Source organism: Brevibacillus sp. FW301-21C12A (assembly GCF_058788915.1).
The window spans coordinates 99,576-123,990 of record NZ_JBYTBG010000004.1 but is presented as its reverse complement, the minus strand read 5'-3'; the positions used below and the strand labels follow the sequence as shown (position 1 = coordinate 123,990).

Sequence of the window (24,415 nt, the reverse complement as noted above, 5' to 3'; positions counted from 1 at the left end):
AGCTCCAAGGGGGTACTCTCGACGTGCAGCTCATACAATTGAGTGACTGGTTACTGGATATCGCGTTTTTGCTGTACGTGATCTCGTCGGTTGTGTTTGTGGTGGCGATGACGGGGAAAAACTGGGCGGGACGCGATCCGAAGCAACATGAGGAACGCTATGGACGGATTGCCTATTGGCTTGCGGTCATTGGCTTTCTGGCGCAGACAGGGTATGTGATTGCCCGCTGGATTGGCGGAGGGCACAGCCCGACGAGCAACATGTTTGAGTTTATGGCCTTTTTGGATTACTGTATTATCCTGGCCTATCTGATTATTTACCGCATCTACAAGCTGACGGTAATCGGGGCGTTTGTGCTTCCGCTCGGGGTCATCATGCTGGCGTATTCGTACGTGTTCCCCAAAGAAGTGACGCCGCTGATTCCATCGCTGCAAAGCTACTGGCTGCACATTCACGTGACGACAGCGGCGCTCGGGGAAGGGATTCTCGCAGTCGGTTTCGCAGCAGGGCTGATGTATTTGATTCGTACGGTGCCGCAACATATTTCTACGCGCAGCACCAAGTGGCTGGAGTTCGTGCTTGCTGTCGTTCTCATGCTCGTCGGGTTCATTTTGATGGAATCCACATTTGCCAGAATGGAACAAAAGACCGTTTTTGAAATGAACATGGAGCAGATGAACGCGGCCGGGCAGATGGAAAAAGTACAGGTGGAGTACACGATGCCCGCGATCGTCGCCCCAGCCGATTCGAAAATCGTTCAGGCCGGGCCGATGAACCCGTGGTTCGAAGCGCCGACCTGGATGGAAGGGAAGGACGCCGCGCGCAAACTGAACACGATGCTCTGGTCGATCATCACCGGGACCGTTTTGTACGGCGGGCTGCGCCTGATTTTCCGCAAGCGTCTCGGCGCTGTGATCCAGCCTTCGCTGGAAGGCATCGAGCCTGACCTGCTGGATGAAATCAGCTACCGGGCCATCAGTATCGGTTATCCTGTGTTCACCCTGGGCGCCTTGATTTTTGCGATGATTTGGGCGCAGGAAGCTTGGGGACGATTCTGGGGCTGGGACCCGAAAGAAGTATGGGCGCTCATCGTCTGGCTGTTTTACAGTGCGTATTTGCACCTGCGCCTGTCCCGCGGCTGGATCGGTGCGAAATCAGCCTGGATGTCCGTCATCGGATTCGTTATCATTTTAATTACACTGGTCGTGGTCAATCTGGTCATTGCCGGTCTGCACTCCTACGCAGGCGTGTAGCATACCCCTTCAAAAAGCTGGTGATTTTGCCAGCTTTTTGGACTATCTTCAAACCGTTGTACGATATCATGAGGCCAAGAGGTGTTAAACATGGAAAAAATGGCACGTATTCTCGTAGTAGATGATGAGGAGCGCATTCGCCGCCTGCTGAAAATGTACCTGGAAAGGGAAAACTTCCTCATCGACGAGGCTGACAATGGCGAACAGGCTGTCGAGATGGCTGTCGGCAGCGATTACGATATTATTTTGCTCGACCTGATGCTTCCCGGGATGGACGGGATCGAAGTATGCCAGCGCATTCGCGAGTTCAAGGCAACCCCGATCATCATGCTCACGGCAAAAGGCGAAGAAACAAACCGTGTGCATGGCTTTGAGGCGGGAGTCGATGATTACGTTGTCAAGCCGTTCAGCCCGCGCGAGGTCATGTACCGGGTCAAAGCGATTCTGCGCCGTTCCTCCGCTACCGCTTACTTGAAGACGGAGACGTTCAACAGCCACTCCGTGCTTGTTTTCCCCGAGCTGACGATCGACCACGACGCGCACAAAGTCATCGCGAGCGGCCAGGAAGTGAGCCTCACGCCGAAAGAGTACGAGCTGCTGCACTACCTCGCCCTGTCGCCGGACAAAGTGTTTACGCGCGAGGAGCTGCTCAAAGACGTTTGGCATTACGAGTTTTTCGGAGATTTGCGCACGGTAGATACGCACATCAAGCGGCTGCGCGAAAAACTGAACCGGGTTTCTCCGCAGGCGGCCAACATGATTGCGACCGTCTGGGGAGTCGGCTACAAGCTTGAGGTGCCGAAATAAGTGGACGTTATTTTTCGCAGCGTTGTCGGAAAGCTATGGATGACGATTATTGCGCTGTTTGCGCTCGTTTTGACGATCTTCAGCCTGCTGCTCGTGCAGTCGTTTGACAGCTTTTACAGCAATCGGCAGACGAAAAATTTGCAGGAGCTGGCAGAGGGATTGTCCAAGGGGCTGGCAGCGAGCGCGGACAAGCGGGAAGCATTGGAGATGGCTTCGACCTTTGGCCTTGTCCACCACACCGGGATGGTGGTGCTGGATGAGAACAGCCAGGTCATCGGAAAAAGCGAAGGCAACGGCTTGCCAGACATTCCCGTCGAGCAGTTGCTGAAAGACCAGGCGTTGCATCTGTCCGAGGCACTGGCCGGAAAGCATCCCGCCCCGCAGCGAATATACTTGCAGGTGGCCTCGAACAATCCGAACGACCATATGAGCAGCGTGCAAATGCTCGCGGTGGCGGTGCCGTTGGAGGTCGCGCCGGGCAAGCAGGGCGCTGTGGTGATGTACCAGGCGATTGAGGATTTTGACGATACCGTAAACGAAGTGCGGTTTTTAATTTTTGTCGTCGGCGTGATTGCATTCGTTTCTACCACGGTGTTTGCCTTTTTCCTGTCGTCGCGGATCACGATTCCGCTCAGGCAAATGAAGGAGACGGCGCACCGGATCGCGGAAGGCGATTTTCACGCGGAAGTTCCGATCAAAACAACGGACGAAACCGGCGAGCTGGCGGCCTCGTTCAACACGATGGCGAGCAAGCTGAATCAGCTTGTCGACGCCTTGTCCAAAGAAAAGGAGCAGCTCGCAAGCGTCTTGCGCTCGATGGTGGACGGGGTGGTCATGATCGACGTCAACGGGAAAATTGCCGTCACGAATCCGCCCGCAGAGCGCTTTTTGCGCGATTGGGAGTTCGAGCACAAGGACGAGCAGGTTCCGCTGTTCGCCTTTTACCAGCAGGTCGTGCAAACCGGGCAGGAGGTCACGGAGGACATTCCGGTACAGGGCCGCATCTGGGCGCTTGTCATGGTGCCGCTCAATGACCGCGAGCAAATTCGCGGGGCTGTAGCCGTCCTGCGCGACATCACCCAGGAGCGAAAGCTGGACAAAATGCGCAACGATTTCGTGGCGAATGTGTCGCACGAGCTGCGCACACCGTTGTCCATGTTGCAAGGCTACAGCGAGGCGATAGTCGACGATATCGCGACGACGCCGGAAGAGCACAAAGAACTTGCGCAAATCATTTACGACGAGTCGGTGCGCATGACCAAGCTGGTCAACGAGCTGCTCAGCCTGGCGCGGATGGAAGCCGGGCATGTGGAGCTGTTTCAGGAGATTGTGGAGCTGCGCCCGTACCTGGAGCGAATCCAGCGCAAGTTCACGAACCTGGCCCGGGAGCGCGGGATTACACTGCTTTTGGATGTGACGACGTCGCACAGCGAGGTCTACATCGACCCGGACCGGATGGAGCAGGTGTTGACCAACCTGATCGACAACGCGCTCAGGCACACGCCGAGCGGGGGCAGCGTCACCATCCGCGCGCGCGGCGACAAGACTTTGCTGATCGAGATCAGCGATACAGGCAGCGGGATTCCGCAGGAGGATTTGCCGTTTGTGTTCGAGCGCTTCTACAAGGCCGACAAGGCCCGGACACGCGGGCGCGTAGGCGGGACCGGACTGGGTCTTGCCATCGCGCGCAACATCGTCGAAGCGCACGGCGGGACAATCGGCGTGCAAAGCAAGCTGGGAGAGGGTACGACCTTTACGATCGCGATGACCGTACAGGCGAAAAACAAATAGGAGTGTAGAGAGAGATGATAAAAACGATCTTGTTTGATGTGGATGGGGTTATGCTCAGCGAAGAACGCTACTTCGATGCTTCCGCGCTGACAGTCTGGGAGCTTTTGTTCAGTCCGGGGTACGTCGGTTTGCAAGGGGATACGTTTACTCCGGCTCCCGAGGAAGCGCTGATTCGGCGCGTCCGTGAGCAAGTGTTCGCGCATGATGAAGTGCTGGATTTCATCAAATCCCGCGGCATCAATTCCAACTGGGATATGGTTTTCCTCGCGTTTTCCTACCAGTTGATTCGTTTGATCGAAGCCCTCAAGCCGCACGTGCCGGAAGCGGCAAGCCTGCTCACCGCTCCGCTTGAGCGGCAAGAGCTCGCCCGGCTGCGCGACTGGGCAACCGTCTACGCTCCTGATTTTCAGGTCGACTACGCTGCTTTTCTCCCTGACTTTGCGCGAAGCTCGGCGCAAAAGGCCGACCTGCTGTTGTATTTGAACGAGCTGGCCCGCGAACGTTGCGGAGTGGAAACCGACATGTTTTCGCCGAACTGCGCCCTGTGGCAGTTGGTGCAGGAGACGTTTCAGGAATGGTACTTGGGCGATGAGCGAGTGGCTGCCTCTATCGGACGGGAAACGATGCAGCCAGGCAAAAAAGGCTTCCTGACTGACGAAATCCCGATTGTGCCGACGAAAGACATGGTCGAGCTGTTCCGCACGTTAACAGAACGCGGGTACACATTGGGCATTGGAACAGGCCGTCCGAGCATCGAGACACACGTTCCTTTGCGCGAGATGGGCCTGTTGGATTGGTTTGACCCTGAGCGTGTAGTGACCGCCACTCATGTGCTCGAAGCAGAAGCGAACTGCCCGAACTACGTGCCCTTGTCCAAGCCGCATCCTTTTTCGTATGTAAAAGGCTTGCTCGGCTTGTCCACACCGGACCGTGACGTGCTGCAATACCCGCTGCCGATCGCGAACGGCGCCGAAGTGCTGGTCGTGGGAGATTCCTTGGCCGATTTTCTCGCGGCTCGCTCCATCGGCTGCCGGTTTGCGGCGACACTGACCGGATTGTCAGGCCAGGAGGCCCGCAGCAAATTTGAAGAAGTGCAAGCCGACTACATTTTGGATGATGTTCGCGGCCTTTTGGACATCTTGAAGTGAAGCCAAGCGCACGGCGTACGAAAAAGACTCCATCGCAATGAAAAGCGGCGGAGTCTTTGTGATTTTGTCCAAACGTGTGTGCAAGCTCAAGCCCAGCGCAAGGAGGTCAAACATTTGCAGCGGAAGGCGTGAATGAGAAACGCGTGCTTTTGATCGTGGCGGACGATCACTTCGTAGGTTCCGTCCTGGCGCGAGTAAAACAGCACATCGGTGTAATCTTTGTTTTCCTCAAAAAAATGGCGAACCTGCTTCAGCCGCGTTCTCATTTCCTCGGACTTGACCGCAATCGTAAAAGTAGTGTCCTGCGCTGCGCTTTTCTCCGTGATCTCGATTTCATTCTCAGCAAATGTGTAGTGGAGCAAACGGTTTCCTCCTTACCAGACAAAATAGCGTAAGTAAACGTACAGATGGGAGACGACAATCGACATAATCATCAGCGGGAAAGCCACCTTCATAAAGCTGACAAAGCCGATATGATGCCCTTCCTTGGCGGCGAGACCGGCGACGATGACGTTGGCACTGGCACCGATGAGCGTGCCGTTTCCGCCCAGGCAGGCGCCGAGAGCGAGGCTCCACCAAAGCGGCTCCAGGTTGGTAATGCCCAGTGCCCCCATCTCTTTAATCATCGGGATCATCGTCGCGACGAACGGGATGTTGTCCACAAACGCCGAAGCAATCGCACTCATCCACAGAATGAGCAGCGACGTTTTCAACGGATCGGCCCCTGTCAGGTTGATCGCCTGGCTCGCCAGCTTCGCGATGACGCCTGTTTCGACCAGACCCGATACAAGGACAAACAAGCCGATGAAAAAGAAAATCGTGTTCCACTCGACTTTGCTGATCGCGTCCTCCAGGTAATGCTCTCCGGTGATGAGGAGAAGCAGAAAAGCGCCAGTGAGCGCGATGGTCGCGGATTCCAGATGCAGGGCCCCGTGCAGCATGAAGCCGATAATCGTCAAAGCCATGACGGTCAATGATTTTTTCAGCAAGGTCGTATCGGTAATTTCGTCGCGTTCGTTCAACTGCATGATCTTCGCGCTCAGCTCCGGAGAAGTATGCAGTTGTTTCCGATAAATGAAAACGAGGCACAAGATGGTCAGCGCCATGATGATGGCAATAACCGGACTCAAATTCAGCAAAAACGCCATAAAATCAAGCTCGGGCACGGAGCTGCCAATCATGATATTGGGCGGGTCGCCGATCAAGGTTGCGGTACCGCCTGCATTGGAGGCAATAATTTCGCTGATTAAAAAAGGAATCGGATTCAGCTCAAGCTGTCTGGCGATGCTGAACGTAACGGGGACGATCAGGAGCACCGTCGTGACGTTGTCCAGAAAAGCAGAAGCGAGCGCGGTGATGATGCTCAAGTAGACGAGAATGCGGACTGGCTTGCCTTTTGCCAGCTTGGCGGCGCGAATCGCGACGTATTTGAACACGCCGGTTTGCGCTGTCACAGCTACGAGAATCATCATCCCGATCAAGAGGCCGAGCGTGTTGAAGTCGATGTGATGAATCGCCTGCTCCTGGGTGACGATGCCAAACAGCACCATGAGAATCCCGCCGCACATGGCGACGATCGTTCTGTGCAATTTTTCGCTAATAATAAATGCGTAAGTAACTAAAAAGATGCCAATGGCGAACAGCGCCTGGTTCGTCATAAGAAACTCCTTTCTTGGTGTAAAATCATCTTGTCCCATTATAGCGCTAACAAAATGGAGGGTAAAGCAAAAGACCCGGCGCGCAGCCAGGTCTTTTCGGCGAAACATGAAGCGGGAAAAACCGCCTACAGTTCAATTTGCGTGACGCTTTTCACTTCGGCCAGCTCGCCCATCGTATCGAGCAGCTCGGGGGTCAGCGGTTTGTCTACAGACAGCATCATGATCGCGTCTCCGCCGACATCGCGGCGCCCTACTTGCATCGTCGCGATGTTGACGCTGTTTTCGCCAAGGATGGAACCGACGCGTCCGATGACACCGGGGCGGTCGTTGTGGTGAATATAGAGCAGATAGCCTTCTGGCGCCACGTCGATGGCGAAGTCGTCAATTTTCACAATCCGCGCGCCGTAGCCGTTGAGACGCGTACCCGCAACGATGCGAGTTTCTTGCGTCGTCTTCAGGGTAACCGTCAGCAGGTTGGTAAAGCCTTTGTTTTGCGCCGCCTTTTGCTCGGTAACGGTGATGTCGCGCACTTTTGCCAGCAGCGGCGCATTCACGTAGTTCGCGACTTCGCCGAGGCGGAAGGACAAGACGCCCTTCAGGACGGTACGGGTCAGTGGCGACGTATCCACGTCGGTCAGCTCGCCGCTGTATTTGATTGCCACCTCGGAGATCGAACCGACAGTCACTTGGGCGAGGAAATGGCCCAGCTTCTCACCGAGCTGGAAGTACGGCTGCACCTTTTCCATCACGTGTGCAGGGATGGACGGCAGGTTTACGGCGTTTTTGAACGGCTCGCCGCGCAGTACCTTCAAAATCTCCTCGGAAACGTCGACCGCGACGTTTTCCTGCGCTTCCACTGTCGAAGCGCCCAGGTGAGGGGTCGTGACCACTTGCGGCAGGCCGACCAGCGGGTTGTCGACAGGCGGCTCTTCCTCGAATACGTCCAGAGCGGCTCCGGCGACTTTGCCGCTTGTGATGGCTTCGTACAACGCTTTCTCGTCGATGATGCCGCCGCGCGCGCAGTTGATGAGACGCACGCCTTCCTTCATCTTGGCAAATTCACGCGTGCTGATGATGTGGCGTGTTTCTTTTGTCAGCGGGGTGTGAACGGTGATGAAATCGGCCTGACGGCAAATCTCATCGACAGTCGCGTGGATGACGCCCATTTTTTGCGCGCGTTCTTCCGTCATGAACGGGTCGTAGCCCATGACGCTCATCCCAAACGCTTTGGCCCGTTTGGCGACCTCGGAGCCGATCCGGCCCATGCCGATGACGCCGAGCACTTTTTTGTTCAACTCCACTCCTTGGAAGCTTTTGCGGTCCCAAGTGCCGTCGACCAGCTTTTTGTGCGCCTGCGGGATGTTGCGAGCGACTGCCATCAGCATGGCGAAGGAATGCTCGGCGGTGGAAATCGTATTGCCGTCCGGCGCATTGATGACCGGGATACCCGCCTGGGTCGCTGCGGCGATGTCGATATTGTCCACGCCTACGCCAGCGCGGCCGACTGCTTTCAGGTTCTTCCCGGCGGCGAGCACCTCGGCTGTCACCTGTGTTTGGCTGCGGACGAGCAAGGCGTCGTAGTCGCCGATGACTTCGATCAGCTCAGCAGGAGAGAGGTTGGTTTTGCGGACGACTTCGACATCTTCTGCGTCCAGCAGTTGCTGGATACCAAATTCGCTAAGTGGGTCAGTAATGAGAACTTTATACATGTGCAATGAGCACCTCCTGAGCAGCTTTGACACCGGCACCCAGTTCGACTGGAGCACCGATCTGGTGGAGCGACATTTCAATCGCGGAAATCACTTGCAGGACATCGAGCGGCTCGCAATAGCCCATGTGCCCGATGCGGAAAATTTTCCCCTTCAAATGCTGTTGGCCGCCGGCGATGGTGACGTTGTACTGCTTCGTCAGCACCTTGCGCAGCGCTTCTGCGTCAAACGCCCCTTGAGGATCGCAGGAAGTGACGGTCAGAGCGGCGTAAGCGTCGTCGGCCATCAGGTTGACGTTCAACGCCCGCATGGCTGCGCGGGTCATGTCGCGCATCAGCTCATGGCGTTTGATGATCGCAGGCAAGCCTTCCTCGTCGAGCATATCGAGCACCTCGGCCAGACCGAAAATGAGCGAGACGGCCGGGGTGTACGGCGTTGTTTGCTCGGCGAGGCTTTTTTTGTACGCCTTCAGGTCGAGATAAAAAGCGAGCGGCTTGTTCGCTTCGATGACTTTCCAGGCGCGTTCGCTCGCCGCCAGAAAAGCAAGGCCGGTTGGCAGCATAAACGCTTTTTGCGAGCCGGTCACGACGATGTCGACACCCCAGGCGTCCATTTCGCAAGGGACAGCGCCCAGGCAGCTAACCGCGTCTACGATGAACAGCGCGTCCGAATGGGTACGGATCGTTTTGGCAAGCTCGGCAATCGGGTTTTGCACCCCGGTAGATGTTTCACAGTAGGTCGCGAATACCGCTTTTACTTGCGGTTTTTCCTTGAGGAAAGCTTCCAGCAGCTCTGGTGTAACGGCCTGCCCCCAAGGAACCTCCAGACGGTGGGCAACCACGCCGTAGCGCTCGCAAATTTTGGCGAAACGCTCGCCGAAAGCGCCGCTGACGAGAATCGCTGCCTCATCTCCAGGCTGCAGAGTGTTCACGACGCCTGTTTCCAGCGCGGCGGTTCCGCTGCCAGCCAGGATGTACACGTCCTGGGTCGTACCGAAGTAAGGCTTCAGTCGTTCCGCCGTGCGAGCGAACAGAGCGGAAAATTTGCCGCTGCGATGTCCGATCATCGGCTGGCTCATCGCCAACTGCACGCGAGGGGGGATCGGGGTAGGGCCGGGAATGCGCAAAATCAGTTTGTCAGTGAACATGTCTCTCTCCTCCTAAATAAATCAATAAAAAAACCTCCCGTTCTCACACTGCTCCTATTACAGAACAGTGAGGGACGAGAGGCTTTGCTTCGCGGTGCCACCCTCATTCGCTCCCTTTTTCTCAAAAAGGAGCCTTGGCAGGTACATGACCTGTAGAGATAACGGATCTACCGTTCGCACCTACTGGGACGGGAAAAATCGTCCGTTCAGCGCAGCAGCTCGGAAGTGCTTATCTGTGGTAGAAACCGCCGATTCGCAGCAATCATCGGCTCTCTGAGGATTTCCGGGGCCACAGCATTTCTTCGTCATCGCTGTTGGTGATGTGGTGTTTCGTAAGATTTGTACTAAAGATATCACGGCAAAATGACACCGTCAAGAACAAAAACAAGAAAAAATGAACAATGTCAAAAAAAATAGATTTATCGTTCGTGAATAATAGCGATCAGGGAGTGGGTAAGAGCTAGAAAACAACCAAAAACCGAACGTTAAGATATTGGTCTCACAAAAAATGGGAAAAATGCGCCGGAATGTTCGGTTTTTCTGCATGATTTTATCTTACCGAAAAATCAAAAAATAAGAAACGGGAAAATGTCGATCAGCCGTTCAGGGGAGAAAACTGAAAAACCTCTTACATACAAAGTACGTAAGAGGTTTTGTTCTTGGAATCCTATTCCACTTTGATAGAGTCGGTCGGGCATCCTTCCGCAGCGTCGCGAACGTCGTCTTGCAGGATATCCGGGATTTCAACACTGTTAGAGTTGTCATCCAACTTGTTGAACGCAAGGCCCTCATCGTCGTAGTCAAAAACGTCAGGGGCCGTGGCGCCACAGGCACCGCAAGCAATACAAGTATCTTTATCTACCCATGTAGTCATTGTGGTTTCACCTCCCGTTACAAGTGGTACGTCCACTATCATAGACAATTGTATGCTCTTGTCCACAAGATTTCAAGATTGAATCAGTCTAAAAATGTACGACTACTTGTAAAGCGGGATTTCAGGGGTGTTCAGTACGGAGTAAAGCTTGCCATTCAACTTCTTGAAATCGCCAAAGTGGACGGCATCGGTTGCATGCAACACCTTCACTGCCGCTGCCACATCCGTGATTCCCAACGTTTGCGACTCGCTGGAAGCAAGCAGCAGGTCGAGGCGGGCGGTCAAATCTTCCGGATTGTAGCTGTCCCAATGCTTGTTCGCAGACATGAACAGGGCGGCCAAATAAGTCCGGTAGTGAAAAGGGTACTGCTTCCACTGCGCTGCCGTAACGGTTGCAGGCGCTGTTTGTGGCATCGGTTTTTTCTCGACATACGCCGATTCCCAGGCCGCGACGGAATGATAGACCATTTCCTGGGCCGTCAACCAACTGTTCTGGGATAAAGTCAAGTTGGAAGCGATGGCAGCAGGCGTTGCGGCATTACTATTCTGATCGGAACGGATTCTCTCCATACTATCCAAATAAGCCCGTACACTGTTCGTAAAATTGGCGTGTGCTTGTGTCAGCAGCGGAGAGGTCGGGAGCGGCACCTTTTTTTCCAACTCCTTCAGCGTCTGCTCGGCTAGCTTTTCCAACTGCTTCAACGCGTCAGAGCGGCCTTTCTGATCGAGGCTTCCCCAATTTGCCATCGCATCGAAATGCGCCTGTTTCAGTTCAAGCGCCGGCGCGTACACGGCGTAGTAAAAGCGGATGAAGTCCTGCTCGCTGTACAGCTTTTGCTCGCGCAGGAGCTTTTCCTTTTCCGCTTCTTTTTGTTTGGCTTCCAGCGCAGCCGCCTGCTCGGCTTCAATCGATGACTTCATATAATGGGCGCCGAAAAAAAATCCACCAACCCCGCATGCAAGTGTTATGATGATCATGTACGCCATCATAAATTCTGACTTTTTCAATCGTTTTGTCATAAAGAAATCCTCCAAATCCAATCCAGCAAAAATGGTGCAGGCTGCCATGCCCGCCAAAAATAAAAAGGAAAAGTGCAAGGAGTACCAATGAACAGTCAAAACAGTGTGGCAGAGGAACTTGAGCTTCTATGCGCTGTCGCCCTGAATGCGATGATTCCTCTGGCGAACGAGAGAACGCTTCAGTCAGCCTACTACATACTGCGCGGCAGAAAAGCGAATCAGACCCTGCAGGATGTGCATTTGTACAACCTTTATCCGTATTATCGGATGTTTCCCGGTTTTTCAAAAGAGGATTGGGATAAAATTGTTGCAACTTTGTTTCAAAAAGGGCATTTGCAACAGCGGGAAGGGGAAGGGGCAAGCCCCAAGCCGACGTTTTTGGTCACCGAAACAGGCTGCCAGTCTGCCCGGGAGGCGTATGAGAAATACCGCTTCGCCGTCTGGTTTGCGCCCTTTACGCAGTTTGATTTCGCTTCGCGCATCGAGACGTTTTGGCAGCGGCTTCACCTTCTGGTGCAAACGGTGTCGCAAATGCTGGGAAAAGACCTTGGGTTTACGCCTGTCGTGACCGACAAATCCGTCCAGCTTTGGGTCAAGGAGCAGTTGCAGCCGAAAGAGGCGAGAGCGGTATGGACAGACGGGCTGGCCGAGGAGCTGTACCGGCTGTGGGAGCCGCTTGCGCCCGAGGTGCAAAAGCTGCTGGTCACTCAACTATCCGGCATCTCGCAGGTGGGAAAAACGCTTGGACAACTGGCGAAGCAACAGCAGGTGACGCGCGTCTATCTGACGCTGTTGTTCCGCTATGGGCTGGCTGCCTCGATGCAACGGCTGATGAAGGAAGCAGAGGCGTTTCCGCTGCTTTCCCGGCTGGTCACCCGGGAAAACAAGCTCGATCCGCGGTTGAGCGACAGCGCGGCCCGGACGTATGCCATGGTGCAGCGAGGCTGGAGCAAGGCGGAGATCGCCGTCAGACGGCAAATGAAAGAAAGCACGGTCGAAGATCATCTCGTGGAAATTGCCCTGCGCTGTCCGGAGTGGGATGAATCGGCCTATTTGTCCCCCGAGACGCGCAGCGTGATCGTCGCCGCAAGCGAAGCGTTGCAAACGAGCAGACTGCGGCTCATCAAGGACCACGTCGGGCCTGCCGTCAGCTATTTGCAAATCCGTCTGGCGTTGGCCCGCAGGCAGGGGGAGACGAATGGATAAAGAGTTGCACGACTATTTGAAGGAGTATTTCGGCTACGAGGCATTCCGGCCGGGCCAAGCGGCTATCATAAAACGAGTGCTAGGCGGACAGAGCGTCCTCGGCCTGATGGCAACGGGCGGCGGGAAATCGGTCACCTATCAGCTTCCTGCCTTGCTGTTGCCGGGTATCACGGTGGTGGTTTCCCCGCTCATTTCGCTCATGGTCGATCAGGTTCAGCAACTGCGCACGAAAAGGCGCATACCTGCCGCCTATTTAAACAGCACGCAAGACCCGGCAGAGGCGCGGGAAGTGTTGCAGAAGATCGCGGCTGGCGCCTGCAAGCTGCTGTACATTTCGCCGGAAAAGCTGCAGCAGCCCTACGTCCAGCAAGTGCTGGGCCGCGCGCGGGTGTCGCTTCTGGCGATTGACGAAGCCCACTGCATCTCCGCGTGGGGACACGATTTTCGCACCGATTACTTGCGGCTGCCGGACACGCTAAAACAGCTCGGCAATCCGCCCGTGCTGGCTGTGACCGCGACGGCGACGACAGCGGTGCGCAATGAAATCTGCTCCCTGTTCGGGATTGCGCAGGAACATGTCGTCGTGCAATCGCTCAATCGGGCAAACATCGCGTTTGATCTGGCGGAAGTGAACGGGGAAAGCGAGCGGCGCCAACTGACGTTCGAGCTGATGGACAGGCTGGAAGGGCCGGGAATCGTCTATTGCAGCACGCGGCAGGCCGTCGATGTGCTCGTGGCTGCGTATCAGCTCGACGGGAAAAGGCGCGTGGACGGTTACCACGGAGGCATGAACAGCATAGAGCGGATGCTGATCCAGACGCAGTTTCTGGCGGGCGAACTGGACGTCATCATCGCGACGAACGCATTTGGCATGGGCATCGACAAGCCGGATATTCGCTACGTCATTCACTACCAGATGCCAGCAAGCCTGGAGGCGTACTCGCAGGAGATCGGCAGGGTCGGCCGCGATGGACGGCCCGGCTATGCCATGCTGCTGTACGCCCAGGAGGACATCCAGATTCATCAGTACATGCTGGACAAGGAATACCCGACTCCTGTGCAAATCCAGCAGTTTATCCAATATTACCGCGGGGGAGCGGCCCTGGATGCCCAGGCATTGGCCATGATCGACATGTCCGAGGAAATGGCGGCCATGCTCACCTTTTATACAGAGCGTGCCCTGTCCCGGGCGCAGGTGAGCAGCACACACGAAATAGCCAATCCCGTCCATGATATTTGGCAGGAGACGGAAAAGCGAAAGGCCGTCAAGCGAAAAAAGTTGTCCGAAATGGTATCGTACGTGCTCGCTGACAGTTGTCTGCGCAAGCATTTGAATCAATACTTTGGCGAAGCAGACCACGGCTATGACCGTTTTTGCTGCTCGCGCTGCGGATTGCAGCGGCAAGCTTACGAAGGGCAGCAGCCCGCGCTGATGCAGCCGGAAGCACAAAACAGTTGGAGTTTGCGGCAGGCATTGGACAAGCTTTTGCCGAAAAAATAAAAGGAGAGAACGATTACGTGAAAGAAAGTGGGCTAGAGGTGGATGAAGCGACGCTGCGGCTGAATCTGTGGCTGACCCAGGCGTTGGTTTTGGCGGCGGCAGCGGCAAGCAGCTTCTGGGTCCACGGATGGCAAGGGACGCTTGGCTTGTTCAGCTTCCCGGGGTGGAAGGGAATCGGCCTTGCGTGCGGTGTGGCAGCGGGGATTGTGCTCTTCAGCATTGCCATGGAAACCTATTTACCCAGACGCTGGCAGGACGACGGCAGCATCAACGAAAAAGTGTTTGGAGCCATGTCTTCCAGCCTGACGGTGCTCGTATGCGTCATCGTCGGTATTGGCGAGGAATGGCTGTTTCGCGGCGTGATCCAGCCGTTTGCCGGGAATGCCTGGACGAGCCTCATCTTTACGCTCGTACATGTGCGCTATTTGAAAAAGCCGCTGTTAATCGCGAGCGTGTATGGCACGAGCTGGCTGTTGGGGCTGCTGATGGATTGGCACGGCTCTTTGTGGCCGCCCATCGTCGCGCATATTGCCATTGATGTTTCATTGGCCTTTTATCTGCAAAAGACTTTGAAAAAGGAAAAGGGGGAGGAAGAGTGAATTTGCAGACGAACCAATTGCCGCCTCGACGCTCCCGTCATACCCGCCCAAAAGCGTCAGTGGGATTGAAAACATGGGTTCGGTCGGGACTCTTGGTATTTGGACTTGTTTTTTTCGGGCTGATCGGCCTGGAGCTGTACAAGGCGAATGTAGCCCGGGAACAGGCAGAAGCCGTCGACATGATCTTGACGCCGCCAGAGGCAGGCGAAGCGAAGACGGCGGCAGCCGAAGCAGAAACGGGAGCGGAAACGGAAACAGCCGCCAGCGAGCCAACATCGGTGGCGCTCCCGTCTACTCCCGCAGAGACTGCGCAGCCAGCCGAGCAGACTGAATCTGCGTCTGTTGCCGCTTCGCCGCCTGCTACTGCCGCAAGCAGCGCTCCGGCCAGCACAAGCGCGGCAGTAGCTCCGCAAACCGAGAGCAAGCCCGTCCAGCAAAAAACCGAGAGCGCATCTGCTGCTCCTGCTCCGGCACAGCCAGCTCCTGAACAGAAGCCGGTACAACCAGCCCAGAAGCCAAAAGTCGTCAAGCACGTCGTACAAAAGGGAGAGACGCTGTTCATGCTGTCCCGCAAATATTACGGCAACAATTCCAACGTCGCCCGCATTGCCAAATACAACGGGCTGAACGCGGAAACGCAACTGGCAGAAGGAAAGGTGGTCTTCGTGCCGCTCTCTCCGTAATCGTTCCCGCCGCCTGCGGTTATGCTAAAGGCAGTAGACGGATCAGTGGAGGGCTAGCGATGTACGATACGATCATTGTAGGCGGGGGAATAGCGGGCTTGCAGACGGCGATCCAGCTCGCCAGAAGCCCTCGCCGCGTGGCGGTCATCGACGTGCCGGGAGGACGGTCGGCGGTCGCCAAAAACTACCGGAACATCCTCGGATTCTCGGAAGGGGTCAGCGGCGATTTTTTTCGCCGGGAAGGGCGGAAGCAGGCCGCGCAATACGGCGCCGAGTTCATTGCGGATGAAGTGACGGGGCTTGTCGCAAATCCGGAGGGAAGCTTCCGGGTAACCACGAAAACGAGAGCGGGCGCACAGGCGTTGCAGGCGAAAACGCTCGTCATGGCGACGGGAATGGCGGACCCTTTTCCGGCGATTGCCGAACTGCGCGACTGTCTCGGGCTGTCTGTTTTTATTTGCCCGGATTGCGACGGGTACGAGAGCGTCGGACAGACAACGGCGGTGATTGGCGATGGCTCACACGCTGTCCAGATGGCAGGCGATCTGTTTTTCTACACGAAAAAGCTGGTCGTCGTCAATCACGGCGGCAGCGAAATCGACGAAGAGGAGCAGGCGCTGCTGGACAGGCTGGGGATTGGCTATCGCGCTGCGCGTGTGGAAAAGCTCGTGCAAGCAGATGGCCTCTTGCAACGATTAGAGCTTTCCTCAGGGGAAAAGTTGACCGTGACCCGCGCCTTTTTGGCCTTTCCCGGGGCGCAGGCCCAGACCGGGCTGTTGCAAGCTTTTTCCGTACATATCAATGAAAAAGGACACGTGCGCACCGATCCGCGCACAAAAGAAACCGATCATCGCAATCTGTGGGCAGTCGGTGACATCGCCGTTCATTCCCAGCAGGTCGCGATCGCGATGGGGGATGGCGCACAGGCGGCGATCTGGATTCAGAAGCGACTTCGCGAGCTGGATGGCGAGCTGCCGTTTGAACAGAAATAGCCCCTTTGCAGGGGGAGCAGGGCGGACGTTTTGGGAAAAAAGCAAACGCCGAAGCGTGCGGCGTTTTTTTCTTGCTTGAGCAAATGGACGCGGAACCCGAACTAGCCGGAATCAATATATATGGGGGGAAGAAACAATCGGGAGGCCCTAGAATCATGCTGGTAATGGGAAGAAGCCTGTTTGTCGGACTTCTGGCATGGCTATTGGGAAGTGCTGCCCAGCACGTTTTTCCCGCCAAACATATGCATCTGGAGCGATTCGGAGACTGGGTGTCGATGTTTCTGTTTTCGCCCGTGGAGATTTTGCTGTCACTGCTGTTGTTCAGCGGGGCTTGCCTCTTGTTGTTCGGCCTGCTGCATTTTCATGTCAGCCAGTTTTTGTACGGCCGAATGCTGCAGACGGGATGGGTTCACGCCCCTTTATGCTTCTTCTCCTTTTTTGTTCTGCTGATCCAATTTGTCAAAATGCCCGTTCCCACCTTCCTGGCGGCCGCAGTCGCGCTCATGATTGGATGGCGATAAACGAGCAGCTTTTCCTGGGAAAGCGCAGGAAGCGTCAGGCTGCTACAAAGTCTGCTTTTCAAGCGTCCGAATCGACACGTGCGTGCGAAAGTGCGCGAAGAGCCTCGGAGAGTGTCAGGTGCTATGTTCCTGCTACTAAATGTGATATGATAGGACTACCCCGGATTTTCCCATCTGCGAAAAAATGGTTGAATGCAGCACGGGCATTCGTCGGAAAATGCGGAGAACTCTTACAGGCTTAGCATCATATTTTGTAGTACGACTGGATGGCGAGGAGGGACAGTCATGCGTGTTGAACGCCTTGGTCAAGACAAAATACGAATCTTTTTAACGTTTGACGACCTAACAGAGCGCGGGATAGAAAAAGAAGACATGTGGCGTGACATTCCTAAAGTTCATGAACTGTTCAACGACATGATGGAGCAGGCTTATCACGAATTGGGATTCGAAGTGTCAGGGCCTGTTGCAGTTGAAGTGTTCGCCTTGCCAGCTCAGGGAATGGTCGTGATCGTAACTCGCGGCAAAACAGGCTCAAAGGACGGAAAAGAAGAAGAATTTGAGGACGAAGAAGTGTACGAATTAGAAGTCACCCTAGAGGAAAGCGACCTGATTATCTACGCCTTCCGTGACTTTGAGCATATGGTTGAAGCTGCCCATCGTATCAATGCCTTGCTGACCAATGGAGGGTCGGCCTACTTCTACCAGGGGAAATACCACCTGGTCTTGGAAGAGGTGGAATTGGATCAGGAGCGATACCACAAGTTGATTGCGATCCTCTCTGAGTACGGGGAAGCGACGCCGACAACGATTTATGTACTGGAGGAATATGGCAAAGTTGTCGTTGCCGACGATGCTGTCAAGGAAATATGCAGACATTTCACGTAAGCAAAAGGATGAAATGCCTGGGAGAATAAACAGCACCTAGTCCATCAACTAGGTGCTTTTGCTGTCTCAGGTTACTCGGGGCTGTCGAGGCCGGCGAAAAAGTCGGCTTCCTTGCCTGCGATCGTGTAGCCGGGAAGGTTGTGCCAGGCCAGAATGTAGTGATTGCTCGGAGGCACCGATTCAAAGCCGCCGGCAGTGACGCCAGGGAACACGCGCTCTACGGACAGATGCTGGGTGCGGTGGGCGCGCAGAGCAGCAGCTACCTGCGGCTTGTACGCCGGCCCGTCAACGATGGTGGTAATGCTTTCGATCGGATCGGAAAACGGCGGCTGTACGGCCCCGAATGGCCCGTTGGAGGCGCGGGTTGCGTAGTACAGCTTGCGAACGCTCGTCGCCGTGCCCAAGGACTGGACAGCCTGGGTCGTTGCGAGAGAGATCGCCTGGTGGTCCGGATGACCGGAAATGCCATGCGGGGCAAAAGTGACGAGTACATGAGGCTCGATTTTTGCGACCGCCTGGTGGATGCGTTCCACCAGTTCCTGGACGGGCACGGTGTTCAGCAGCTTATCCTGGTAGTCCCATATGTCCACGCTCGCAAGCCCGAGGATGGAAGCCGCCTCTCTCAATTCCTGCTCGCGATACGCGGGCAGTTGCTCGATGGTGCAGAGCGGCGGATTGCCGGGTTTGCCTGCTTGGCCCCTGGTGGCGCAGAGCAGGTGGCATTCTGCTATGTTTTCTTGGGTATATTTGGAAATCGTAATGCCGGACGCGAAGGTTTCGTCGTCAGGATGAGCGAAAACGAACAAAATCTTATTTTTTTTCATAAAAACGCCTCCGTGAATAAACTTCCAGAATTACTGTTTCCATTATGGCATAATTTCACTTGCCCCGTCATGAAAGAATGCGCGTTGGGTACACTACAACAACCAAGGGATGTACGTTTTACGCCATGTCAAGGTGCATGGGCGCTTTTCGTTTCCAGTTGCGACTGGCGGGGAAATCGTTGTATTTATATGCAGATGAGCCGGAGAAAACGTTTTCGAAATGGAAAAAAAACTTTTTTACGCTTCTCAACCCTGATACAAGCGTGTATACTAAAGGCTGCATTGACCGATAACATTTTTGAGGTGGTAAGTAATGGGTAATCAAGACGTGGTAACCGAAAGCACCGAAGGGAAAGAAAAGCAAGAAACAATGAACTTGCTGCATTCGACTCAAACGGTGATCAAGGAAGCACTGGACAAACTAGGTTACCAAGAATCGATGTTTGAACTCTTGAAGGAGCCGCTACGCGTTTTGACCGTACGCATTCCGGTTCGCATGGATAACGGCGAAGTAAAGGTGTTTACGGGCTATCGTGCTCAGCACAACGATGCGGTTGGTCCGACCAAGGGGGGCATTCGTTTCCACCCGGAAGTTACTGAGGATGAAGTTAAAGCACTTTCTATCTGGATGAGCCTCAAAGCCGGTATCGTCGACCTGCCTTATGGCGGTGGTAAAGGCGGTATCATTTGCGACCCGCGTGAAATGTCCTTCCGTGAACTGGAAAGACTGAGCCGCGGTTACGTTCGCGCAATCAGCCAACTTGTGGGGCCGACAAAAGACATTCCGGCTCCGGACGTCTTTACAAACTCGCAAATCATGGCTTGGATGATGGACGAATATAGCCGTATCCGTGAATTTGACTCACCTGGTTTCATTACCGGTAAACCGATTGCACTTGGCGGTTCGCATGGACGCGAGACAGCGACAGCCAAAGGGGTTACCATTTGCATTCGCGAAGCTGCAAAACGCCGCAACATTGACGTGAAAGGCGCGCGCGTTGTCGTGCAAGGCTTCGGTAACGCAGGCAGCTACCTGGCGAAATTCATGCACGATGCAGGAGCAAAAGTCGTCGGGATTTCCGATGCTTACGGCGCTCTGCACGATCCGAACGGTCTGGATATCGACTACTTGCTCGATCGCCGCGACTCCTTCGGTACGGTAACCAAGCTGTTCAACAACACGATCACGAACAAAGAACTGCTGGAGCTGGATTGCGACATTCTCGTTCCTGCAGCGATCGAAAACCAAATCACTGCTGCAAACGCTCACAACATCAAGGCGCAAATCGTCGTAGAAGCGGCTAACGGCCCAACTACGCTCGAAGCGACCAAGATCCTGACCGAGCGCGGCATCCTGCTCGTACCGGACGTACTGGCAAGTGCCGGTGGCGTAACGGTTTCCTACTTCGAATGGGTACAAAACAACCAGGGCTACTACTGGACAGAGGAAGAAGTAGAAGAGAAACTGGAAAAAGTAATGGTTCGCTCGTTTGAAAATGTTTACTCCCTGTCCCAAACACGCCGTGTGGACATGCGCCTCTCCGCTTACATGGTCGGTGCGCGCAAAATGGCAGAAGCTTCTCGCTTCCGCGGCTGGGTATAAGCAAAACAGACGACCTTCCCGATATGAGAAAAACCGGGCTTCGCCGCTTATGTGGCGAAGCCTTTTTGTTTGGGCGGGAACGTACAGGAAACAGAAACAGGAAAACCCTCCTGGAAGGGTCGAGGAGGGTTTGTCCGGTCGTGTTACCGATCGAATAGTTTTTGCAGTTCCTGGAAGTCGCGTGTTTTTTGCAGGGTGACGATCAGCTTGATTCGCGCTTTTTGACCGTTGAGCCCGTTGGAGAAAATGATGCCCATTTCCTTCAGCTTGCGGCCTCCGCCTTCGTAGTCGTACACGTCCTGTACTTGCCCGTTGTAGCAGCGGGACACGAGCACGATCGGGATTCCGCGATCCAGCAACTGCTGCAAGGTCGGGATGATCGCTGGCGGCAAATTGCCGAGGCCGAACGCTTCAATCACGAGCCCGTCAATCGGCTGGTCGAGCAAAAACTGGAGCCAGGACGGATCCATGCCAGCGACTGCTTTAATCAGCGGGACGTTTCCGTCGGCATGGGAAATCGTGTAATGCTCCCGCGCCAAAGGCGCGTGGTGGTACTGCACGCTTTTTTTGGCGATGGTGCCGATTGGGCCGTATTGCGGCGATTGGAAAGTGGCGACATTACTCGTATGTGTCTTGGTGACGTGGCACGCCGCATGAATCTCATCGTTGAACACGACGAGCACGCCTTTGTTCAGGCTTCCGGGATCAGCGGCCGTGCGCACGGAGGAGATCAGGTTGACCGGACCGTCCGCGCCCAGCTCGTTGCTGCTGCGCATGGCGCCCGTCACGACGATCGGCACGTCGACAGACAGCGTCAGGTCGAGAAAATACGCCGTCTCTTCCAGCGTATCGGTTCCGTGCGTAATGACCACACCGTCGTATTGCTCCTGACGAAAAGCTTCTTCGATTTGCAGGCGCAGGTCGTTCATGATCTTGGGAGTCATGTGAGGACTTGGCAGATTCAGTACATTTTTCATGGTGACGTCCGCATAACGCTCTAAAAAAGGAAGAATTTTGTTCACAGCCTGGTCATCCAGCGGTTTTACGCCTTCTGTGTCATCTACAGACATGGCGATGGTGCCGCCAGTGTTGACTACCAATATTTTTTTTGTCATGCTCTCTCTCCTGTAGCGGGTTTTCATCAACCAATATTCATGGTACGATGAATAACAGCCTTGTGTAAAGGAGCAATAAAAGATGATTGCAATGATCGGCGCGGCAATAGCCCCCGGTATCGCCATCATGAGTTATTTTTACCTGCGTGACAGTCTCGAGCCGGAGCCGATCTCTATGGTCATCCGGTCGTTTATCTTTGGGATGCTGCTGGTGATTCCGATTATGGTGCTCCAGTACATCATGCAGACAGAATGGAACTGGCGGAGCGGAGTTGTCGCGGAAATCATCCAGTCCGCTGTAGTAGAAGAGTTTTTCAAATGGATGGTCATCTTCTTCACCGCCTACAAGCACGTGGAGTTCGATGAGCCTTACGATGGGATTGTTTATGCGGTCGCCGTGTCGCTCGGTTTTGCCACTCTGGAAAACCTGTTTTATTTGATTATCAACGGCTTGAACATCGCCTTTTGGCGCGCGCTTTTGCCCGTCTCCAGTCACGCGCTGTTCGCCGTCTGGATGGGCTATTATTTGGGGCGAGCGAAGTTCTCGCGAAAGAAAGAGCAGGAGAAGCTTTTTCTCTGGCTGTCCATCTCGTTGCCGATCGGGCTGCACGCCCTCTACAACGCGATTTTTCTCTCCATTCAAAACTGGCTCGTGGTCATCGTGCCATTCATGCTTGTCCTCTGGTGGCAAGGCTTGAAAAAGGTGCAGCGCGCTCATGATTACGGTTCTAAAAATCTTTCTTCGCGTCCACAATAGACGATAAGGAGGAGACGAGACATGCTGAAATCCGAACGAGCAAAAGTGACCATTCAATGTAATGTATGTGGAGAAAAATTTACCCTCCGTGGCCGCAGGGAACCGGGCGGGCAAGTGGAAACGGGATTCAAGCAATGCTTGTGCGACAACGACCAGCATTTTCGCATTGACGAATCGTAAACAAACGAATAACAAACGGTACAAAAAGACCGATGCCAAGCCGCATCGGTCTTTTTGTGCTGGAAGCCTCTGGGGCTTGCGCCTTCTGGCGGATTTGCATGCATAATCCATTCTTCCTCCACTAACACTATGCAAAGATTTCAATTCATGCCAAGGAGGATTTTCGCCGTGCAAAAAATCTGGATCGCAAGTTTGTTGATCTTGTTTGGAGTGGCAGGCTTTGGCGGGTACGAGCTTTTCTCCAGCAAAAAAAGCGCTGCGGCCGCACGGGAAGTACAGATAGCTGCACCGGCAAACGAGAAGCAGTCAAAGGCAAAAGCGAGCTTTCATCCTTCGCGCATATCGGAGAATGACCTGAAGCTGATGGCCAATGCAGTGTACGGAGAGGCCAGGGGCGAGCCGTTCGAAGGCCAGGTGGCGATCGCGGCCGTCATTTTAAACCGCGTCAAAAGCCCATCTTTTCCTGACACGCCATCTGCGGTCATTTTCGAGCCGCGCGCGTTTACGGCTGTAGCGGACGGCCAGATTTGGCTGACCCCCAATGAAAGTGCGCGCAAGGCTGTGAAAAACGCCCTGAACGGGTGGGACCCGTCGGGAGGCTGCACCTACTATTTCAATCCGGAAACGGCGACATCCAAATGGATTTGGAGCAGGCCGCAAGTCAAAAAAATCGGGAAGCACATCTTCTGCAGGTAACGGCTATTTAAAAAGAAGAAAAGGAGTGGCAAGGGATGGTATATGGAGCAACGGCGCGTGTCTTGTTTCCCATCGCTCTGGTTGCCTTGGTAGGCGCGGGGATGTGGGGCTACCAGGAGCACAACGAAAAAAACTCGGTTTTGATTAAGGCAGAGAACTCGTATCAGCGGGCTTTTCACGATCTGACCTATCGCATAGACAAATTGCATGACGAACTCGGAAAATCTTTGGTGGTCAACTCCCGGCGGCAAATGACGCCGACCTTGACCAATGTATGGCGGCTCGCCTATGCGGCGCAGTCGGACGTGGGCCAGCTTCCGTTGACCTTGATGCCTTTCAACAATACAGAGGAGATGCTGTCACGGGTCGCTGATTTTTCGTATCGGGTCGCTGTGCGCGATCTGGACAAGGAGCCGCTTAGCGACAAGGAATACGGCACGTTGAAAAGCTTGCACAAGCAGGCCAAGGACATCCAGGACCAGCTTCGCAACGTCCAGGCCAACGTCATCGACAAACAGCTTCGCTGGATGGATGTGGAGACGGCGCTCGCTTCCGACGACAAAAAATCGGACAACACGATTGTCGACGGGTTTCAGACGATCGAGAAAAAAGTGCAGGAGTTTCCCGATTTGGATTGGGGAGTCGGCATCCAGAGCCTGGACAAGAAAAAGCAGCAGCGAATCCAGGGGATCGACGGCAAGCCAGCCACTCCGGAGGACGCGAAGAAAAGCGCACTGGAATTTTTGCGCCTGAACGCGCAGGACGCCAAGGTGGAGGTAGATGAAAACGGCAAAGGCCAAACCTACACGGCGTACAGCGTCCGCGTCACTCCCAATGGGCAAAAGGCCGCGATTAACCTCGATGTGACAAAGCGCGGCGGCAAAGTCGTCTGGATGATGAGCGAGCGCGAGATTGGGGAAGAGAAGCTCGACATGAAGCAAGCGCAGGAGCGGGGCGAGGAATTTTTGCGCAAGCATGGCTTTGAAAACATGATCGTCTCCGAGATTGACAGCTACGACCGCAATGCCCTCTTTACGTTCGTGCCCGTCCAGGACGGCGTCCGCATTTACCCGGATTCGGTGACGATTGAGATTGCGCTGGACAACGGGGAAGTAACAGCGTTCAACTCGACCGAATACTTGTTTAACCACAAACGACGCATCCTGTCCAAGCCGCGCATCTCCAAAGAAGAAGCGCGCAAAAAAGTGAATCCGAGCGTGAAGGTTACGAACGAACGACTGGCGCTGATCGAAGGGAAAAACGACGGCAAGGAAGTTTTGACCTGGGAGCTGACCGGCAGCTTTGAAGGAAATTCGTACATGGTGTACATCAACGCGACGAATGGCGACGAGGAAGAAGTCGTGAAAATGGAGACGGGCGAAGACCAGGACAATCAGCAATAGGCACGCGAAAAAATCAAGGGGAAAGCTGAATTTGACGGCTTTC

24 protein-coding genes and 1 other annotated feature are annotated in these 24,415 nt (G+C 54.7%); of the genes, 16 read left to right on the top strand and 8 right to left on the bottom strand.

The features are described from left to right. The first annotated feature begins 23 nt into the window (after window positions 1-23). The 4 genes from ccsA to AC3WQH_RS04595 all read left to right on the top strand — a co-directional run bounded on the left by ccsA (window position 24) and on the right by AC3WQH_RS04595 (window position 4,999). Complete coding sequence (gene ccsA, locus AC3WQH_RS04610; RefSeq protein WP_005835985.1) at window positions 24-1,253, top strand: cytochrome c biogenesis protein CcsA; 1,230 nt, start codon at window positions 24-26, stop codon at window positions 1,251-1,253. A 90-nt stretch (window positions 1,254-1,343) separates the two neighbouring features. Next, complete coding sequence (locus tag AC3WQH_RS04605; protein WP_005835983.1) at window positions 1,344-2,060, top strand: response regulator transcription factor; 717 nt, start codon at window positions 1,344-1,346, stop codon at window positions 2,058-2,060. Then, complete coding sequence (locus AC3WQH_RS04600) at window positions 2,061-3,851, top strand: ATP-binding protein (RefSeq protein ID WP_005835982.1); 1,791 nt, start codon at window positions 2,061-2,063, stop codon at window positions 3,849-3,851. A 14-nt stretch (window positions 3,852-3,865) separates the two neighbouring features. Next, window positions 3,866-4,999: an HAD family hydrolase gene (locus AC3WQH_RS04595; RefSeq protein WP_007785502.1), complete on the top strand. Its 1,134-nt coding sequence runs from the start codon at window positions 3,866-3,868 to the stop codon at window positions 4,997-4,999. Between the two features lie 86 nt (window positions 5,000-5,085). On the opposite strand, the gene AC3WQH_RS04590 is transcribed toward AC3WQH_RS04595, so the two are convergent. From AC3WQH_RS04590 to AC3WQH_RS04565, 6 genes are all read right to left on the bottom strand, one after another. After that, on the bottom strand, window positions 5,086-5,361 hold the full coding sequence (locus AC3WQH_RS04590) for a hypothetical protein (protein WP_025843778.1): 276 nt from the start codon (window positions 5,359-5,361) through the stop codon (window positions 5,086-5,088). 12 nt (window positions 5,362-5,373) lie between these two features. Beyond that, a complete protein-coding gene (locus tag AC3WQH_RS04585; RefSeq protein ID WP_005835975.1) occupies window positions 5,374-6,657 on the bottom strand; it encodes an ArsB/NhaD family transporter in 1,284 nt (427 codons plus the stop codon). 125 nt (window positions 6,658-6,782) lie between these two features. Further along, window positions 6,783-8,366, bottom strand: coding sequence for a phosphoglycerate dehydrogenase (gene serA / locus AC3WQH_RS04580; protein WP_310669809.1), 1,584 nt, complete (start codon window positions 8,364-8,366; stop codon window positions 6,783-6,785). Further along, on the bottom strand, window positions 8,359-9,513 hold the full coding sequence (locus AC3WQH_RS04575) for a pyridoxal-phosphate-dependent aminotransferase family protein (protein ID WP_007785494.1): 1,155 nt from the start codon (window positions 9,511-9,513) through the stop codon (window positions 8,359-8,361). Before AC3WQH_RS04575 ends, serA begins: the two co-directional genes overlap by 8 nt. Before the next feature lie 67 nt (window positions 9,514-9,580). Next, window positions 9,581-9,831, bottom strand: a binding site (T-box leader). Between the two features lie 349 nt (window positions 9,832-10,180). Beyond that, window positions 10,181-10,387, bottom strand: coding sequence for a ferredoxin (locus AC3WQH_RS04570; RefSeq protein ID WP_005836244.1), 207 nt, complete (start codon window positions 10,385-10,387; stop codon window positions 10,181-10,183). A 102-nt stretch (window positions 10,388-10,489) separates the two neighbouring features. Then, a complete protein-coding gene (locus tag AC3WQH_RS04565; protein ID WP_235694603.1) occupies window positions 10,490-11,308 on the bottom strand; it encodes a hypothetical protein in 819 nt (272 codons plus the stop codon). A gap of 186 nt (window positions 11,309-11,494) precedes the next feature. Between AC3WQH_RS04565 and AC3WQH_RS04560 the strand changes: the two genes are divergently transcribed. The 7 genes from AC3WQH_RS04560 (at window position 11,495) to AC3WQH_RS04530 (ending at window position 17,794) form a co-directional block, all read left to right on the top strand. After that, complete coding sequence (locus AC3WQH_RS04560) at window positions 11,495-12,613, top strand: YpbB family protein (RefSeq protein WP_025843779.1); 1,119 nt, start codon at window positions 11,495-11,497, stop codon at window positions 12,611-12,613. Next, a complete protein-coding gene (locus AC3WQH_RS04555; protein WP_005836239.1) occupies window positions 12,606-14,114 on the top strand; it encodes a RecQ family ATP-dependent DNA helicase in 1,509 nt (502 codons plus the stop codon). Before AC3WQH_RS04560 ends, AC3WQH_RS04555 begins: the two co-directional genes overlap by 8 nt. 17 nt (window positions 14,115-14,131) lie before the next feature. Then, window positions 14,132-14,713, top strand: a complete 582-nt coding sequence (locus tag AC3WQH_RS04550; protein ID WP_007785490.1) for a CPBP family intramembrane glutamic endopeptidase — start codon at window positions 14,132-14,134, stop codon at window positions 14,711-14,713. A gap of 92 nt (window positions 14,714-14,805) precedes the next feature. Then, window positions 14,806-15,396 (top strand): LysM peptidoglycan-binding domain-containing protein, encoded by a 591-nt coding sequence (locus AC3WQH_RS04545; protein ID WP_237716678.1) that lies wholly within the window; start codon window positions 14,806-14,808, stop codon window positions 15,394-15,396. Window positions 15,397-15,455: 59 nt separating this feature from the next. Further along, entirely contained in the window at window positions 15,456-16,388 is a 933-nt protein-coding gene (locus AC3WQH_RS04540) for an NAD(P)/FAD-dependent oxidoreductase (protein WP_007785488.1), read from the top strand. A gap of 155 nt (window positions 16,389-16,543) precedes the next feature. After that, complete coding sequence (locus AC3WQH_RS04535; protein ID WP_005831375.1) at window positions 16,544-16,909, top strand: hypothetical protein; 366 nt, start codon at window positions 16,544-16,546, stop codon at window positions 16,907-16,909. A 285-nt stretch (window positions 16,910-17,194) separates the two neighbouring features. Continuing rightward, the gene (locus AC3WQH_RS04530; protein WP_007785485.1) at window positions 17,195-17,794 is read left to right on the top strand and encodes a genetic competence negative regulator; all 600 of its coding nucleotides are present in this window, start codon (window positions 17,195-17,197) and stop codon (window positions 17,792-17,794) included. A gap of 71 nt (window positions 17,795-17,865) precedes the next feature. Here the strand turns inward: AC3WQH_RS04530 and AC3WQH_RS04525 are convergent, their stop codons facing one another. Then, window positions 17,866-18,618 (bottom strand): PIG-L deacetylase family protein, encoded by a 753-nt coding sequence (locus tag AC3WQH_RS04525; protein ID WP_025843783.1) that lies wholly within the window; start codon window positions 18,616-18,618, stop codon window positions 17,866-17,868. A gap of 370 nt (window positions 18,619-18,988) precedes the next feature. On the opposite strand from AC3WQH_RS04525, the gene AC3WQH_RS04520 reads away from it, so the two are divergent. After that, complete coding sequence (locus AC3WQH_RS04520; protein WP_085974920.1) at window positions 18,989-20,221, top strand: Glu/Leu/Phe/Val family dehydrogenase; 1,233 nt, start codon at window positions 18,989-18,991, stop codon at window positions 20,219-20,221. A gap of 143 nt (window positions 20,222-20,364) precedes the next feature. On the opposite strand, the gene AC3WQH_RS04515 is transcribed toward AC3WQH_RS04520, so the two are convergent. Continuing rightward, complete coding sequence (locus tag AC3WQH_RS04515) at window positions 20,365-21,336, bottom strand: asparaginase (RefSeq protein WP_290426021.1); 972 nt, start codon at window positions 21,334-21,336, stop codon at window positions 20,365-20,367. A gap of 82 nt (window positions 21,337-21,418) precedes the next feature. Between AC3WQH_RS04515 and prsW the strand changes: the two genes are divergently transcribed. From prsW to ypeB, 4 genes are all read left to right on the top strand, one after another. Further along, window positions 21,419-22,093, top strand: coding sequence for a glutamic-type intramembrane protease PrsW (prsW, locus tag AC3WQH_RS04510; protein ID WP_007785478.1), 675 nt, complete (start codon window positions 21,419-21,421; stop codon window positions 22,091-22,093). Window positions 22,094-22,114: 21 nt separating this feature from the next. Then, entirely contained in the window at window positions 22,115-22,273 is a 159-nt protein-coding gene (locus AC3WQH_RS04505) for a hypothetical protein (protein ID WP_005831362.1), read from the top strand. 198 nt (window positions 22,274-22,471) lie between these two features. Then, window positions 22,472-22,969 (top strand): cell wall hydrolase, encoded by a 498-nt coding sequence (locus AC3WQH_RS04500; protein WP_369750406.1) that lies wholly within the window; start codon window positions 22,472-22,474, stop codon window positions 22,967-22,969. Window positions 22,970-23,004: 35 nt separating this feature from the next. After that, the gene (gene ypeB / locus AC3WQH_RS04495; RefSeq protein WP_492331918.1) at window positions 23,005-24,372 is read left to right on the top strand and encodes a germination protein YpeB; all 1,368 of its coding nucleotides are present in this window, start codon (window positions 23,005-23,007) and stop codon (window positions 24,370-24,372) included. Window positions 24,373-24,415: the final 43 nt, after the last annotated feature.

Coding starts and splice junctions, on each gene's coding strand:
- AC3WQH_RS04605 (WP_005835983.1), top strand. CDS start 1,344: ATGGAAAAAATGGCACGTATTCTCGTAGTAGATGATGAGGAGCGCATT.
- AC3WQH_RS04595 (WP_007785502.1), top strand. CDS start 3,866: ATGATAAAAACGATCTTGTTTGATGTGGATGGGGTTATGCTCAGCGAA.
- AC3WQH_RS04585 (WP_005835975.1), bottom strand. CDS start 6,657: ATGACGAACCAGGCGCTGTTCGCCATTGGCATCTTTTTAGTTACTTAC.
- serA (WP_310669809.1), bottom strand. CDS start 8,366: ATGTATAAAGTTCTCATTACTGACCCACTTAGCGAATTTGGTATCCAG.
- AC3WQH_RS04575 (WP_007785494.1), bottom strand. CDS start 9,513: ATGTTCACTGACAAACTGATTTTGCGCATTCCCGGCCCTACCCCGATC.
- AC3WQH_RS04570 (WP_005836244.1), bottom strand. CDS start 10,387: ATGACTACATGGGTAGATAAAGATACTTGTATTGCTTGCGGTGCCTGT.
- AC3WQH_RS04565 (WP_235694603.1), bottom strand. CDS start 11,308: ATGAAGTCATCGATTGAAGCCGAGCAGGCGGCTGCGCTGGAAGCCAAA.
- AC3WQH_RS04560 (WP_025843779.1), top strand. CDS start 11,495: ATGAACAGTCAAAACAGTGTGGCAGAGGAACTTGAGCTTCTATGCGCT.
- AC3WQH_RS04555 (WP_005836239.1), top strand. CDS start 12,606: ATGGATAAAGAGTTGCACGACTATTTGAAGGAGTATTTCGGCTACGAG.
- AC3WQH_RS04540 (WP_007785488.1), top strand. CDS start 15,456: ATGTACGATACGATCATTGTAGGCGGGGGAATAGCGGGCTTGCAGACG.
- AC3WQH_RS04535 (WP_005831375.1), top strand. CDS start 16,544: ATGCTGGTAATGGGAAGAAGCCTGTTTGTCGGACTTCTGGCATGGCTA.
- AC3WQH_RS04530 (WP_007785485.1), top strand. CDS start 17,195: ATGCGTGTTGAACGCCTTGGTCAAGACAAAATACGAATCTTTTTAACG.
- AC3WQH_RS04525 (WP_025843783.1), bottom strand. CDS start 18,618: ATGAAAAAAAATAAGATTTTGTTCGTTTTCGCTCATCCTGACGACGAA.
- AC3WQH_RS04520 (WP_085974920.1), top strand. CDS start 18,989: ATGAACTTGCTGCATTCGACTCAAACGGTGATCAAGGAAGCACTGGAC.
- AC3WQH_RS04515 (WP_290426021.1), bottom strand. CDS start 21,336: ATGACAAAAAAAATATTGGTAGTCAACACTGGCGGCACCATCGCCATG.
- prsW (WP_007785478.1), top strand. CDS start 21,419: ATGATTGCAATGATCGGCGCGGCAATAGCCCCCGGTATCGCCATCATG.
- AC3WQH_RS04505 (WP_005831362.1), top strand. CDS start 22,115: ATGCTGAAATCCGAACGAGCAAAAGTGACCATTCAATGTAATGTATGT.
- ypeB (WP_492331918.1), top strand. CDS start 23,005: ATGGTATATGGAGCAACGGCGCGTGTCTTGTTTCCCATCGCTCTGGTT.